This is a genomic window from Nocardia sp. NPDC049149 (assembly GCF_043197455.1).
Classification (GTDB): Bacteria; Actinomycetota; Actinomycetes; order Mycobacteriales; family Mycobacteriaceae; genus Nocardia.
This window is the reverse complement of record NZ_JBICTD010000014.1, coordinates 93868-107199: the sequence shown is the minus strand read 5'-3', so window position 1 is coordinate 107199 and position 13332 is coordinate 93868. Positions and strand designations below refer to the sequence as shown.

Annotated in this window: 13 protein-coding genes; 2 read left to right on the top strand and 11 right to left on the bottom strand. The window is 67.1% G+C overall.

The annotated features are described in order from the left end of the window. Positions 1 to 9: 9 nt before the first annotated feature. Positions 10 to 1332: an MFS transporter gene (locus ACGFNJ_RS39450; protein ID WP_393460844.1), complete on the bottom strand. Its 1323-nt coding sequence runs from the start codon at positions 1330 to 1332 to the stop codon at positions 10 to 12. A 126-nt stretch (positions 1333 to 1458) separates the two neighbouring features. Here ACGFNJ_RS39450 and ACGFNJ_RS39445 point away from each other — a divergent pair, with 126 nt between their 5' ends. After that, positions 1459 to 2403, top strand: a complete 945-nt coding sequence (locus tag ACGFNJ_RS39445) for a LysR family transcriptional regulator (protein WP_393460841.1) — start codon at positions 1459 to 1461, stop codon at positions 2401 to 2403. A gap of 30 nt (positions 2404 to 2433) precedes the next feature. Here ACGFNJ_RS39445 and ACGFNJ_RS39440 read toward each other — a convergent pair whose 3' ends face one another. The 3 genes from ACGFNJ_RS39440 to ACGFNJ_RS39430 form a co-directional block, all read right to left on the bottom strand. Beyond that, complete coding sequence (locus ACGFNJ_RS39440; protein ID WP_393460838.1) at positions 2434 to 2706, bottom strand: hypothetical protein; 273 nt, start codon at positions 2704 to 2706, stop codon at positions 2434 to 2436. 116 nt (positions 2707 to 2822) lie between these two features. Further along, positions 2823 to 3860, bottom strand: a complete 1038-nt coding sequence (locus tag ACGFNJ_RS39435; protein WP_393460835.1) for an SAM-dependent methyltransferase — start codon at positions 3858 to 3860, stop codon at positions 2823 to 2825. Positions 3861 to 3924: 64 nt separating this feature from the next. Continuing rightward, on the bottom strand, positions 3925 to 5211 hold the full coding sequence (locus ACGFNJ_RS39430) for a transcriptional regulator (protein WP_393460832.1): 1287 nt from the start codon (positions 5209 to 5211) through the stop codon (positions 3925 to 3927). A gap of 101 nt (positions 5212 to 5312) precedes the next feature. On the opposite strand from ACGFNJ_RS39430, the gene ACGFNJ_RS39425 reads away from it, so the two are divergent. Beyond that, positions 5313 to 6065 (top strand): SDR family NAD(P)-dependent oxidoreductase, encoded by a 753-nt coding sequence (locus ACGFNJ_RS39425; RefSeq protein ID WP_393460829.1) that lies wholly within the window; start codon positions 5313 to 5315, stop codon positions 6063 to 6065. Between the two features lie 24 nt (positions 6066 to 6089). On the opposite strand, the gene ACGFNJ_RS39420 is transcribed toward ACGFNJ_RS39425, so the two are convergent. The 7 genes from ACGFNJ_RS39420 to ACGFNJ_RS39390 all read right to left on the bottom strand — a co-directional run bounded on the left by ACGFNJ_RS39420 (position 6090) and on the right by ACGFNJ_RS39390 (position 13301). After that, complete coding sequence (locus ACGFNJ_RS39420; RefSeq protein WP_393460826.1) at positions 6090 to 7211, bottom strand: TerD family protein; 1122 nt, start codon at positions 7209 to 7211, stop codon at positions 6090 to 6092. Positions 7212 to 7322: 111 nt separating this feature from the next. Continuing rightward, the gene (locus ACGFNJ_RS39415) at positions 7323 to 8261 is read right to left on the bottom strand and encodes a hypothetical protein (protein WP_393460823.1); all 939 of its coding nucleotides are present in this window, start codon (positions 8259 to 8261) and stop codon (positions 7323 to 7325) included. Further along, positions 8258 to 9460 carry a hypothetical protein gene (locus ACGFNJ_RS39410; protein WP_393460820.1) on the bottom strand — a complete coding sequence of 401 codons (1203 nt, stop codon included), beginning with the start codon at positions 9458 to 9460 and terminating at the stop codon, positions 8258 to 8260. Before ACGFNJ_RS39410 ends, ACGFNJ_RS39415 begins: the two co-directional genes overlap by 4 nt. Further along, on the bottom strand, positions 9460 to 10197 hold the full coding sequence (locus ACGFNJ_RS39405) for a hypothetical protein (protein WP_393460817.1): 738 nt from the start codon (positions 10195 to 10197) through the stop codon (positions 9460 to 9462). The genes ACGFNJ_RS39410 and ACGFNJ_RS39405 overlap by 1 nt, the downstream gene beginning before the upstream one ends. Next, the gene (locus ACGFNJ_RS39400) at positions 10194 to 11396 is read right to left on the bottom strand and encodes an ATP-grasp domain-containing protein (RefSeq protein ID WP_393460815.1); all 1203 of its coding nucleotides are present in this window, start codon (positions 11394 to 11396) and stop codon (positions 10194 to 10196) included. Before ACGFNJ_RS39400 ends, ACGFNJ_RS39405 begins: the two co-directional genes overlap by 4 nt. Next, entirely contained in the window at positions 11393 to 12343 is a 951-nt protein-coding gene (locus tag ACGFNJ_RS39395; RefSeq protein WP_393460812.1) for a glycosyltransferase family 2 protein, read from the bottom strand. Before ACGFNJ_RS39395 ends, ACGFNJ_RS39400 begins: the two co-directional genes overlap by 4 nt. A gap of 4 nt (positions 12344 to 12347) precedes the next feature. After that, a complete protein-coding gene (locus tag ACGFNJ_RS39390; RefSeq protein ID WP_393460809.1) occupies positions 12348 to 13301 on the bottom strand; it encodes an NAD-dependent epimerase/dehydratase family protein in 954 nt (317 codons plus the stop codon). Positions 13302 to 13332: the final 31 nt, after the last annotated feature.

Genomic DNA, 13332 nt, shown 5'->3' with positions numbered 1-13332 from the left:
TGAGATCGCTCAACCGCGGTCTCCGATACGTTCTCGAAAGTTGTTGGTGGCCTTGTCCTCCAGTTCGTCCCCAGCGCTTCCTGGCCTGATTCGAGCTGTTGCCGCCTCAATATCGGGTCCAAGCGGGGAATCACTGCGGCGGACGAGCAGCAGCGGGCTTACGAGGATCAGCAGTCCTGCGCTCGCGAGGGCAGCCCGTGGACTGGTGACGCTCGCGAGCAACCCACCCAGTGCAGCGAGCACGGCGATGGCGGCGCCACTACTGATCGACCACGCCGAAAGGGTGCGAACGACGCGGTCATCAGGTGTGTTCTGGAGTCGATAGGTCGCCAGCACCGGGTTGTACAGGCTCATGCTGACGATGATCGCGAGCTCGACGACGATCACGGTCACGAGGCCGACGACACCGGGCTGAACGAAGACCAGTCCGATCAACCAGACCGCGCGAAATGTGCCGACAACTCGCAGGATCCGGTGCTGCCCGTAACGAGCCACGGCACGGCCGGCCAGCCGGGAGCCGATGAGTCCGCCGACGCACGGACTGGCGAAGGCCAAGCCGTACTGCCAAGGGGGAAACCCGAGATCGCGGAGCATGAGCACCGCCAGAATCGGTTCGGTGGCCATGATCAGCCCGCTGACGAGCAGCTGATTCAGGTAGAGCGCGCGGAGACCGGGATGGGTCAGCAGGTGCCGCCAGCCGTCGAGCACCTCGCCGACCCGCACGCCGTGCCCACCGGTGCGTTGCGGAGGTTGTTCGCCGCCGTGGATCGCCGTGATACCCAGCGCGGAGAGCAGGTAGCTCAGCGCGTCGGCCACCACGGTGACCACCGGCCCGAACAGCCCGATCGCCGCACCGCCCACGGGCGGCCCGATCGCGATGGCGCTCCAGGTCGTCGACTCGAACCGCGCGTTGGCGACCAGCAGATCCTCTTGGCGGACAAGACTTTTGAGGAACGCCCCGCTTGCCGCACCGAAAGCGATCTTGGCCGCGGCGAGCACGGCCGAGACGACGAGCAAGTGCGCGAAACTCAACCGGCCGAAGGCATACGCAACCGGGATCGACAGCATGACCGCGAACCGCACCAGGTCCATCGAGATCATCACCGGCCGCTTGCGGCGAAACTCCAGCCACGGCCCCAGCGGCAACGCGACCAATGCGCCCACTGCGGGCCCTACGGCCGACAGCACCGACACTTGCAGCGGGTCCGCATGCAACACCAACACCGCAATCAGCGGTAGCGCACCGAATCCCAGCCCCGACCCATAGGCGCTGACCGCGTAGGACGCCCACAACCATCCGAACTGCCGCCCCAAGGCTCGTCTGGCGACCACGCTCCGTACCTCCTCCGGGCAACCCACTGTCGACCGCCGAGATCAAAGCAATGCCGCAGCGCCGCAATCAAACAACCGCACGATCGGCGAGCCACAACCACCGGTTGTACGAGTAGGTTCTCCCAGGTGGACCTCGACGCCGTGCGCACCTTCGTCACCGCCGCGGAGGCGGGCCAGTTCCAAGAGGCCGCAGCCGAGCTGGCGATCACCCAGCAAGCAGTCTCCAAACGCATCGCCGCCTTGGAGAAACACTTGAACGTGCGCCTTTTCGACCGCACGCCCCGCGGCGCCCAGCTGACGATCGATGGACAGACATTCCTGCCCCACGCGCGCGAACTGCTCGCAGTGGCCGACCGCGCGGACGCCTCCGTACGCCCGGGTCGCCGGCCGCTGCGCGTCGATGTCGTTGCCCGGCGCATCGTTTCGTCAGCCTTACTTCAAGACTTCCACCGCGCGCACCCCACCATCGAGCTGGACGTCCTCACCCTCCTCTACACCAACCTCGACGCCGCGATCACCGCCGTAGACGCGGGAACCATCGACGCCACCTTCCACGCGGTTCCGCCCCACCGCCCTCTGCCCACAACAATCCGTACTGTCCGAGCGATCGACGAACCGCACCAGCTATTGGTCGGCCCCCGTCACCCCCTCTCCGACGCTCCCGCCATCACACCCAAGCAACTTGCCGGACAACGGATCTGGATGCCCGGCCTCCCCGCCGACGGCGAGGTAGCCGACTATTACGCCGAACTCGCCGCGACCTTCGGACTCACCATCGACAGCCTCGGTCCAGTCTTCGCGAAAGAGTCTGTGCTGGAAGAGATATCCAACTCCACCCACCTGGCGATGTTCATCGGTGCCGGTTCGCAGTACCTGTGGCCGGACCGCTACGACCTACGGCGCATCCCCGTGCGCAATCCGACACTGCTCTACCCGATATCGATGATCTGGCGTGCCGACAACCCGCACCCCGCACTCGCCACCCTCCGCAACTACCTCGGCTCCAGGCGAGCCGACGTTCCCGACGGTGCGGTCTGGGTACCGCAATGGATGCAGCGCGTCACGGATTGAGTCACAACAAACGAAACCGACTCGGCCCCACTATGATCCGACAGCATCGGTACCCGCGACTACCTGCATTCGGTCGGGGTCGAAGTGTGCCGTGATTTCCCGGCCGCGCGCATCAACGATGCTGATCGTGTTGTCTCCCGTGAAGGACACACGCGCTGGACATCGCTGACCTTCATGCGCCGTCCACACCTCGGCCTGCCTGCTGAAAAGGCCGTTGCGCTCCCGCAGCCGGACGCCGCAGAGGGTGTCGATCACGGCGTTCACGTCGTGCGTAACGGCTTCGTAGCGACCGTCCGGACTCACCGCCAGCCTATCGGCGACGGCCGTACCCGATCTTGTTGACTTATCATCCGTTTCGCGATCAGCCCACCGGACCACGTGCGACGCGATCCGGTGCCCGTTCGAAGACCCTGCTCCGGTCAAGTCAGTTCGTAGAACCGGAACTTGTCGTTGTCGATCGGGTGGATCGTCACGTTCGTAAAGCCTGCCTCGCGGGCGTATGTCCGCAGTGTCGCCGGGCGCATGACGGCGCCGGTCGCCGCCGAGGTCTGGTCGCCCATGGCGCCTGGCAGGCAGGCGGTCAGGCTCCAGCCGTATTCCTGTTGTTCTCGTACGGAACCGGGAGCGGTGAGCTCGTCTTCCGTCCACAGGTCGATGACCAGGACAGATCCCTTCTCCGCCAGTAACTTCCGCGCGGCGGCCAATGCGGCGACCGGGTGCGTCATGTCATGCAGTGCCTCGATGATGGTGACGAGGTCGTACCTCTCGGTGCCTGCCAAGCCGGCGGCGTCCGTCGCGGAGAAGGTCACCCGATCGGATACGCCTGCGGCGGCAGCGTTTTGCTGCGCGGCGGAGATGGCCATCTTGTCCAGGTCCAGGGCGTCGACGGTCAGTGTCGGATACGCCAGCGCCATGGCAATGCTCGACCAGCCGAGACCGCAGGCAATGTCGCAAACCCTGGCGGGCCCGGACGAGAGTCGCTCATGGATCTCCGGAATGGCAGGAAGCCATTGCTTGCCAAGCAGATTGAGGAACAGTGGCCGGTTCGACTCGGCCCGGCCCTCGGGTTCCCACGGAATCGGCGGCGGCGCAGCACCGGTCCGATATGCCTCCACCAGATCGGCCATCCGACGGCCGACGCGGACAAGGTTGATGCTGTGCTGCGTGTCGAACAGCACGCTGTCCCGGTCGGCCAGCACCGGAATGTGCGACGGCGGCAGCGTGAATCGATGGCCGCCGTCCACCTCCAGCAACCCGGCAGTGGCGTGATGTTCGAGCCATTCGCGCGTGTAGCGTTCCGCTGTTCCGGTAGTAGCGGCCAGTTCCGCGGCGGTCATCGGGCCGCCATCGGCGAGCGCCCGGTAGTAACCGAGGCGCTCACCCAAGTAGATGGCGTACATCTCCAGTGCACCCGTGAGGTTCTGGAACAACCGCTGAGACAAGGCATCCGTGTCCATAGCGGCCAGAATGCCAGATATCACCGGAGATGACTGCCTGCTGTTCCTCGATCATCCGAACGGTTCATTGGGCGGTCAGTTCTTGGTCCAAGACGGCGAGCTGGGCTCGTACCTGTGCGTACAGCGAGGAATCTCGGTCGAGGGAAGCCAGGTAGGCCGACCAGGCGGTGCGGTCTTCGCGGCCTTCCACGGAGGCGATCCACCAGTTGAGGATGGCGGGGTCGCGGGATTTCAGGACGGCAGCGCGCAGGCGAGCGCGGAGTGATTCGCGGATGCGGCCGACGCCGGGTGCGCGGGAGGTGGGGAGCAGCGGGCCGCGGTAACACGCGATGGCTGCGGCGATATCGCCGCGGCGCAGGCTGTTACGCAATTCGCCGACGTCCGAATCGAGTTCTGCCAGTAGCCGGTAGGGGCGGGAGCCGAGCGTGTTGCCGCCGAGAATCCTACGGAGGCGGGAGATTTCGGCACGGACAGTGACCGCGTCGAGGTCTCGTTCGTCCAACAGCACGGCGATGTGTTCGGTCCCCAGACCCTCTGGATGCTCCATGAGCAGGAGCAGGATTTCGGAGTGCCTGCGCGACAGCGTGATTCGCTCGTTGCCGAACAACAGGGCGGGGGCGGCGCCGAGTAGTTCCACCCGCGGCGTCTCATGGCAGGCGATCGGGTGGGCTCGGAGTTCGGATTCGGCCACTGCGACGGTGGCTCTGATCAGCGACAGGACCTCCGGAGCTGCGACGCGGGGGCCGCCGGTGATGTCGATGGCCCCGATGATTCGGCCGGTGACCGGGTCGTGGACCGGTCCTGCGGCACAACTCCATGGGTGCACCAGGCGGCTGTAGTGTTCGGCGCCGAAGATCTGGACGCAATGGTCAAGGGCGAGGGCCGTTCCCGGGGCGTTGGTGCCTACGGCGGCTTCGCTCCAGTCGGCGCCGTCGACGAAGTTCATGGCGGCGGCTCGGTCCTTGGCGGCCGAATCGCCTTCCACCCAGAGCAATCGGCCGCGGGCGTCACTGAGCGCCACCAGGAGCCCCGTGTCTTCGGCGTCTTCGACCAGCAGGGTCTGCACGACCGGGCGGACCGAGGACATCGGGTGGGTGCGCCGGTAGCGCTCCAATTCGGTTCCGGTGAGGGCGGTCCGGCCGATCTGCCGGTCCGGGTCGACGCCGTTGCCGCGGCTGCGGAGCCAGGACGCCTCGATGACGTCGCGGACCGGCGCGTGTGCCGCACCGCGTTCGACGAAGGAGGCGTGTGCGGCGGAGACATCGGTGCCGACTTGCTCGGCGTCCTCGTCAGGGCGCAGCGCTACCCATGGATTCCCCCTGGTCCCCGCACCTTTGCCCACGTCCTCCATACTCCCCGGCCGATGCGTTCCGATCAATGCGTCGACGGCACAACATCGGCGCTGAACGACTCCGCCGATGATTTCGGCGGGTGCGCACCGTCTGTACCGCTATGCGATTGAACGACAAGAACGCTGTGGTCTACGGCGCGGCAGGCAGCATCGGTGGCGCAGTGGCGCGGGCCTTCGCGCGCGAGGGCGCGCACGTGTATCTCGTTGGGCGGACCGAGAAGACACTCGAGGCGGTAGCCGACGAGATAATCGGCGGTGGTGGGCGGGCCACCGTCGCTCAGGTCGATGTGCACGATCGAGCGTCCGTAGCAGCACACGCGGACCAGGTGGTCGAACAAGGCGGTTCCCTCGACATCTCGTTCAATGCGGTGAATGTCAATGAAGTTCAGGACATACCCCTTGTCGACATGGAGCTGACCGACTTCATGACGCCCATCATCGAGAGTGCGCGGGCACATTTCATCACCGCGACGGCGGCCGCGCGCAGAATGACCGCGCAGCGATCCGGCGCCATCGTGCTGTTGTCGAGCACCGCGGCCGGTGAATCCCGGCATCGGATGGGCGGCTTCAATATCGCGTGTGCCGGAGTCGAGGCATTGACGCGCAGCCTCGCGGGCGAAGTCGGCAGGCAGGGTGTGCGAGTGGTGTGCCTGCGACCCAATTTCACGCCGGAGACCGTGCCCGGCCTGGCGGCGGACGATCCGGAGCTGCAACCACTGATCGCCGATACCCGCCTCGGCAGGCTCCCCCGCCTGGCCGAGCTCGCCGAGGCGGCGGTGTTTGCCGCATCGGACGGTGCGGGCGCGATGACCGGCGCGATCCTCAATCTGTCCTGCGGCGCGCTCGTCGACTGAGCCGGTCGCTGATCCGAAGACAGCTCAGAGGTAGGGAGCCACCTGCTCGGCGGCCTCGACCGGGTGGCCCGCCTGAATGGGCGCACCAAGCGCTCGAAACCGCCAGACCTCGTCGGTCCGCTGGACTTTCGCCACCACCATGCCGGTGTGGTTGCCGCCGACGCGGAGGTTGCCGCCACTGAGCTCCAGGTCGGTGCCGCCGTCGACCAAGCGCCAGTACGCGTTGTGCACCCGTTCGAAGGTGTGGCCCGCGTACGACGTGACAACGAAGAAAACGGTCGAGGCCCGGCCAGGCAAACGGGTGAGGTCGACGGAGATCATTTCACCATTGCCTGCACCGGTGAGATTGTCGCCTTGATGACGGACGGCACCGTCTTTCGAGGACAATTGACCGTAGAACGCCGCATCGAGTAGTTCTCGGCCGGAAAAGACCAACGCCGAGGCGTCGAGGTCGATATCGGCTTCGCGCAATCCGAATCGCCCTGGTTCGCGAACCGGGTCCCAGCCCAATGCCATTTTCACATGGGACAGTTCCGTGCCGCCCCGTGCACACAAGGTGATTTCGGGGCGAGTGGTCAGCTCGCTCGGGCCGAGTGGTTCCGGCAGCTCCTCAGCAGAGGGAGGCTGTACCACCAACCTGGGTGCGTGGCCGACCTCGACGCCGTGCGCGGTGATCAGGTCGGCGAAGCCGCCTGCGTAACCCTGGCCGAGGGGGCGGAGTTGCCAGCCGTACTCGTTGCGGGCGAAGTCGACGGCGACCACCGTCGATTCCGCGCCGACACCGTCGATGACGTAGTCGCACAGGCGATTTCCCGCAGCGTCGTCGATTCGCAGATCCGGTGCCGCGTACTTGTCGAAGCCGTCCTGCTGATCATCGAGGGTGACGACGACTCGGACGTGGTCGATGTCGGCGGGGATGGCGCGCAGGTCCATCACCAAGGCGCTCGGCTCACCGGCGGTGCGCACCAGGCGCACCCCCTCGCCGAGAGGCTGGTTGTAGAAGACCAGATCGGCGTCCGTCCGGACCATGCCTTTCGCGGTGAGCAGCAAGGCGGACAGATCCACCGCCGCGCTGTGCCGCACCGAAACCATGATGTGCTCGGTTTCGAGCACATTGTCCTGCCCCCGACTCAGCAGCACCGTCACTATTTCACCCTACAAAAACATTCACGAAATCCAGGGAACGGCACGCGCCGATTACGGCGCAATTTACCGCGACGATAAAGACGTACTGTTTATGGCTGCGTTTACTACTATTCAGCGCCCGGCGACGGCGACGGCATATCGCGCTTCCAGGTGGCAGCCGAGACGCACTTTGACATCGGGTAGCCCTTTGCCCCAGATCAGCCCTTGCTTCTCGGCGGCAGCTGCCCACCCGACGGTGCGCCGGAAGGCGTCGAAGTACAGGTGCTTGCGACCGCCTTCCGCGACAGGAAGCGCGCCCCACCGATGCACCAGCGGCCAGCTCGGATGGTCGAGAATCGTGAACGCCGCCAGCAGTTTTCGCGCCGAGTCGTGATAGTGCACCGCGTACACGTCGGGGCGGCACAGCAGCCGGTGCAGCCATTCGTCGGACATGCGCGGCGCCCGGCCGAGGCCGTCGTACTTCGCCTCGGTCCGGCGGAACAGCTCGATCAGCTGATCGGCGTCGAGTGCGGCGGCGGGCCCACTGCCCGCGACGAGGTCTTGATCGCGAGCCAACCACTTGGCCTCGGCCCGCAGACTCCGGCGTCGATTCGACGACAGCGTGCGCAGCCAGCCCTGCTCGTCGGGCCACGCGACCGGAAGCACCGCAGTCGGATTCACCGTCCTGGCGATCCGGACACCGCCGAATGCCTCGGCCTGGCCGAGATCGAGTTCGCGCCACAGCGTGCCGAGCACCGCATAGCGAAAGCGGGTGCGCAGGCCCCGCGCGAGCACCGCGAAAAGCTCTGTCTCCCTTCCCGGCTCGGCCACCCACCAGCCAGGCTGGCCGGTGCTGCCCGGCGCGGCGACATTGGCGACCACCATCCAGCGCGCCGCGGCCATCGCGGCAATATCGCCGCCGTCGCGCACGACGGCGATGCCGAGCCGAGGGCCCGCGGCGGCCAGCACGTCCCACGCCCAGGTCGCGCGCAGTCCGGCCGACTGCCGCCAGTCCTCCCACCACGGCGGTGCTGGCTCCCGGTGCGGGTCGAAGGTCTCGACGTGCATCATCTCCCCTGTTCCGACCGCAGTCGCGGCAGCGTCGTCGCCGCGAGCACGACGTAGGAGGCGACCAGCACCCAGAGCGCCGCGGGCGGTCCGTGCGCGGGCACGAGCACAGCGGCAAGCACCGTGACCGCAACGAATTGTGTTGCGGCACTTGCCGCCGCCACCGTCAGCTGCTGCCGTCCGGCGTTCTCCAACAGGAACAGCGCGAGGCTGACGACCGCATGGATCGGGATCTCGAAGCAGAGCAGCAGCACAATCAGCGCCGCGGCCGACAGCTGCCCGGCGACCGCGCCGACGAGAGCACAGCCGACGACACCCGCGCCGAGGCCGACGATCAGCAGTCTGCGGGCGATATCGACACCGGCCCGCGCGCCCGTACCGCGCAGCCGCAGCGACGAAACGGGTTGGTAGATCCGCAACAGGTACAGCGTCAACGAGCCGACCACGCTCGACACCAGCAGCGCCAGATACAAGGTCGTGCTCGCCTCCCGCTGGCCGCTGAGCGCGAGCACTGCATACAACACCCCGACGGCTGCGCTTCCCAACGGTTCGTACAACCCGAGCAGCAGCTCGGCACGCAGAATCGCGGTGGTGGCGCCGCGCCGCGGACGCAGCGCGCCGACCGGCACGGCACCCCGCGCCGACCACAACGCGACACCCAGTGTGACCGCGGCCAGTAGCACCAACTGCCCGGCGGGCGAAAGTCCGCCGCCAACACCGGCAAGCACCGCCACCGCAAGCAGCACGGCGAGCAGGAGAAACCCTCGGCTGTCGCGCATCGGCCGCCCCGCCGCGCGATGCACCGCGACCAGCACCGTGAGCAACCCGAGCGCCGCGCTCCACGCCGCCGCGAGCGGATAGACCACCACCGCCGAACCTGCGGTCGCGAGCACCAACACCAGCGCGACAGCCAGCGGCAGCGCTGAGGTGAGCACCGCGGTGCGAGCGACCACCCCGCCGGTTCTCGGCAACCGAGGGACGAGCTTCAGCACCGCCTTCTCCGGCCCGGAACTCAGCAGCGCAAGCCACGCCGTCGCACCGACCGCGCTCGCATAGATCGCGAAAACCTCTGCGCCCCACCATGCCAACAGGACAAGCCCGATCCCGTGGTAGGCGATGCGGAATCCGCCGCGCCCGAGCACCAGCGACACCACCGTGCGCACCGCGGGCAGCGTCGACCGCGCGGCAGGAGTCGATACCATCAGCGGGTGCGCGCGTCCGCTCGCTGCCTGGCGCCACTGCCCCGCTGGCCGTTCGCACCGCGTCGCAAACTCACACCGCGTCGCAAACTCACAGTGCGTCGCAAACTCACAGTGCGACGGCGGAACCCACCACCGAGGCGATGCCAGAACCGGTCGGGCAGGAAGAGCACTAGCCCGGCAAGCAGCAGATGCACGACGATGAACGCCAGCGCCTCGTTGCGGCTCGCGACGTGGCCGAGCCGCACCGTCATGTGGTCGGCCCAATCCCACTGCGCGGCCAGCGGTTTGCCGCGCAGCAGCTGGAACGCGAGATCCTCGATCCCCGAGAGCATGACGAGGATGCCCGCGTAGCTGACCCGGCGGGCGACGGCCGGTGCCGCACCACCCAACCGCAGCATGAGGGCAAGGCACAGGATCAGCAGCGGGACCAGGATCCGCATCCACGAGTACAGCTTGTCGAAGTTGTTGTCGATCGCGGCGGCGAAGATCTTCGGGACGAGGAAGCAGAACACGACGAGAAACGCACCGAGAGCACAGAGTTCGACGACTCGCCCGCGTTGAAACCAGTGCGGCCGCAGGCTTGCGATCGTCTCGGCCGCCAGCACGAAGGGGACCAGCGAGGCAAGCAGTGTCCAGAGATTTTGGATGCTCTGCTCGCGCCCCGACGCCAGCCACACCAGGCCCGCGGCGACGATCGCCAGTGCCGCGAGCACCGCGCTGCGCACCGCCGGCCTCATGCGGCACCGCTCAGTTCGAAGCGAAGCGTGGCGCGCACCGCTGCGGCGGCGGCCGCCGCCCGGTCCGGGCTGTCGGCGACAACGACGAAGTGCCCCAACTTGTTTGCGGCATTATGGTACGGAAGCACCGCTTGCCCTCGACGTGCGAACAGAATCAACTCCACCAGCTCCGGTACGGTCGCGGCGGCGTCGGCGCCGACCACGTCGGCGACCACCCCCGCCTCGTCGGTATAGAGGACTTCCGAGACCGCCGCCCGCGACCGCGTCGGAACCATGTCGGCCGCACCGCCGGTCGCGGCAGCGATCGAGGCGGCTACGGTGTCGACACCGTAGGCGTGCCGGACCAGCTCGCCGAGCCCGTTGCCGCCGACGCGGGCGCCCATTTCGATCAAGTGCAGCCGACCCGCGGGATCGATCAGCAGATCAATGGTCAATGGTCCACGCAGATAACCCAACTCGGCCACCAGCTCGTCGAGGAGCCCGATCAGCGCGTGCTGCTGTGCGGCAGCGAGATCGGCGGGCACGCGGTGTGCCGTCGTCACGAAATGTGGCGCGGGAGTCAGCGTGCGTGCACTGACCCCGACGAACGCGATCCGTCCCGCGTCGACGAATGCTTCGGCGCTGTAGTGGTTTCCGGCCAGCTGTTCTTCCACGATCACCTCCCCCGCGCTCGCATAACGCGCCGCCTCCCGCGCCGCTGCCGCAACATCGGACACGTCGGCGCACACCTGGATGCCTCGGCTGCTCTGTGCATCAAGGGGTTTGACCAACACCGGGAACCGAAGGGCGGCGGCCCGCAGCACGAGGTCACCGTCGGCGGAACCCGCGACATAGCCGTAGCCGGGGAACCCCAGTCGATCGCACACCGCACGAAAGTGCGACTTGTCCTGCGAGGCAAGCACCGCCGTCGCCGCGACCGGATCGGGCAGCCGCCACAGCTGCGCCAGCCACCGCTGGGCGGGTAGCCCGGTATCGCTGGCCGGGGACAACACGCCGGCGATGTCGGTGCGCCCGTCGAGTTCGGCCGCGATCAGCTGCGGATCGCGGATGCTGGCCTGCACGAACTCGTCGGCGAGTGGCCGGGCGACCGCGTCACCGCGGCGATCGACGCAGATGGTGCGGTACCCGAGTTCGCGGGCACGGCGGAAGGTGGACGTGGAACCATCGGCGCCACCGAGGATCACCAAGGTAGGAGTCATCGCACGCCACCACCGATCGTCGCACGCTCCAGATGCAGTCGATCGGCATCATCGATGGCCAGGTCGGATGCCCGCACGTAGTACAGCGCCCGATCGGTGCGACGCGCCACCATGACCGAGTACCGCAGCGTCAGCGCGATGGTCGGCAACGCCGCCACCTGGGTGAGCAGCACCGCCGACAGTGCCGCGGCGGTCCCGATGATCCCGGCGCCGAGCAGCACCAGCGCCACCGCCCCGACGACGGTAGCGGCGGCCAGCAGCAGCGTCGCGCCGGAAGCAAGTGCGGTGGAATGCCCGACGTAGAGGTCGAGCGCGTGCCTGGCCAGCCGAACGACGGTGAATTTGGACGAACCTGCCCGCCGCGCCTGATGCGCCGTCCGCACGGTCACATACCGATTCGTCACCGCGGGCAGCGACGCCATGAAATACGGTGCAGGACGCCGCAATTCGACAATTCGGCGCGCGATGCCCGCACGCACCAGCCGAAACGTCGTCGCCCCCTGCGGCATTTCGATGCCGAGCACACGGCGCGCGATCACGTCCGACAGGGTCGATCCCCAACGCCGCAGCCGCGGATCCTTGCGTTGGTCCCGCACGCCGAAGACCGCGTCCACCCGATCCGTGGCCGCCGCGATCAGCTGATGCGCCTGGCTCGGATGGCTCTGCAGGTCGGCGTCCACGTGCAGAATCCACGCCTTGGTCGCGTACTTGTAGCCCGCCGCGAAGGCGGCTTCGAAGCCGAAGTTGCGGGCGAACGAAATGTAGTGCACCCGTGCGTCCTCGGCGGCGAGTCCGATGATCAACGGCAGGGTCTCGTCGACGCTGCCGTCGTCGACGAACAACACCTCCACGTCGTGCTCGCCGAGTTCGTCGACGATCGCCCGATGCGCCGCAACCACATTGTCTTGCTCGTCGCGGCACGGCACCACCACGGTGACGCTCACCATCACGTCACGCCGTTGCTGTTTCGCGCGATTCCGGCGCCGTCCAGTGCGTGCCACGGGTTTCGACGAACCACTCGATCGTGCGGCGCATGCCGTCCGCCAACGGCAGCAGCGATTCCGGGTCGACACCGATGGCGGGCAACGTCATCGGGTCCGCGCGCACCGTGGCGCCGGGCTCCTCACCGGGTCGCATCGGCAGATCGACGATCGGCACCCTCGGGTATCCGAGTGCGACGCACTGATCGATGATCAGCTCGGCCACCGAGCGAATCGACTGTGAATGCGCGGGCCCCACTTCCATCACCGCGTCGGGCACCACGCCGTTGTCCGCCGCCTCCAGCGCCGAAACAAGCACTCGCGCAACGTCACCCACCCACACCATGTCGGAGAGTTGCACACCGCCGCCATACAGTTCCACCGGCCATCCCGACAACGCACGGCAGATCACCGCGGGGGTGAACTTGCGTACCTTGCCCGCGCCGAACGGCGCCGCTGCGGTCTGCCTCGGCCCGTAGGCATTGACGACCCTGACGTTGGTGACACGGGTGCCGCGATAGGCGTTGAACATGTGCACGAACCGCTCGACGGCGGTCTTGGAAATCGAGTAGCTGTTGTTCATCCAGTGATTGCCGACGCAGATGTAAACGCCGGGCAGGTCGTATTGCGCCACTGCTTCCAGGAAGTTCAGTCCGCCAACAAGATTCGTCTCCGCCGCGGGGCGAGGTTGCTTGATCGTCTCCTGCGTACCGAGCACGGCAGCGAGGTGGATGATGCCTTCGCAGTGTGCGGCGAGCTCGGTCATCGCGGTTCCGTCGCGGATATCGCCGAGCATGACCTCGTACGGCTGCTTCCCCGCATGGCGTCGGTGGTCGAAGATCACGGGTTCGTGACCGCGGTGCACCAGTTCCTCACAGACATACGAGCCGATGAACCCCGACCCACCTGTGACGCCAACCTTCATTCTGTTGTACCACCTAGCACTATATTTCCGG

Coding starts and splice junctions, on each gene's coding strand:
- ACGFNJ_RS39435 (WP_393460835.1), bottom strand. CDS start 3,860: ATGGACACGGATGCCTTGTCTCAGCGGTTGTTCCAGAACCTCACGGGT.
- ACGFNJ_RS39430 (WP_393460832.1), bottom strand. CDS start 5,211: ATGGAGGACGTGGGCAAAGGTGCGGGGACCAGGGGGAATCCATGGGTA.
- ACGFNJ_RS39425 (WP_393460829.1), top strand. CDS start 5,313: ATGCGATTGAACGACAAGAACGCTGTGGTCTACGGCGCGGCAGGCAGC.
- ACGFNJ_RS39415 (WP_393460823.1), bottom strand. CDS start 8,261: ATGATGCACGTCGAGACCTTCGACCCGCACCGGGAGCCAGCACCGCCG.
- ACGFNJ_RS39410 (WP_393460820.1), bottom strand. CDS start 9,460: ATGGTATCGACTCCTGCCGCGCGGTCGACGCTGCCCGCGGTGCGCACG.
- ACGFNJ_RS39405 (WP_393460817.1), bottom strand. CDS start 10,197: ATGAGGCCGGCGGTGCGCAGCGCGGTGCTCGCGGCACTGGCGATCGTC.
- ACGFNJ_RS39400 (WP_393460815.1), bottom strand. CDS start 11,396: ATGACTCCTACCTTGGTGATCCTCGGTGGCGCCGATGGTTCCACGTCC.
- ACGFNJ_RS39395 (WP_393460812.1), bottom strand. CDS start 12,343: ATGGTGAGCGTCACCGTGGTGGTGCCGTGCCGCGACGAGCAAGACAAT.
- ACGFNJ_RS39390 (WP_393460809.1), bottom strand. CDS start 13,301: ATGAAGGTTGGCGTCACAGGTGGGTCGGGGTTCATCGGCTCGTATGTC.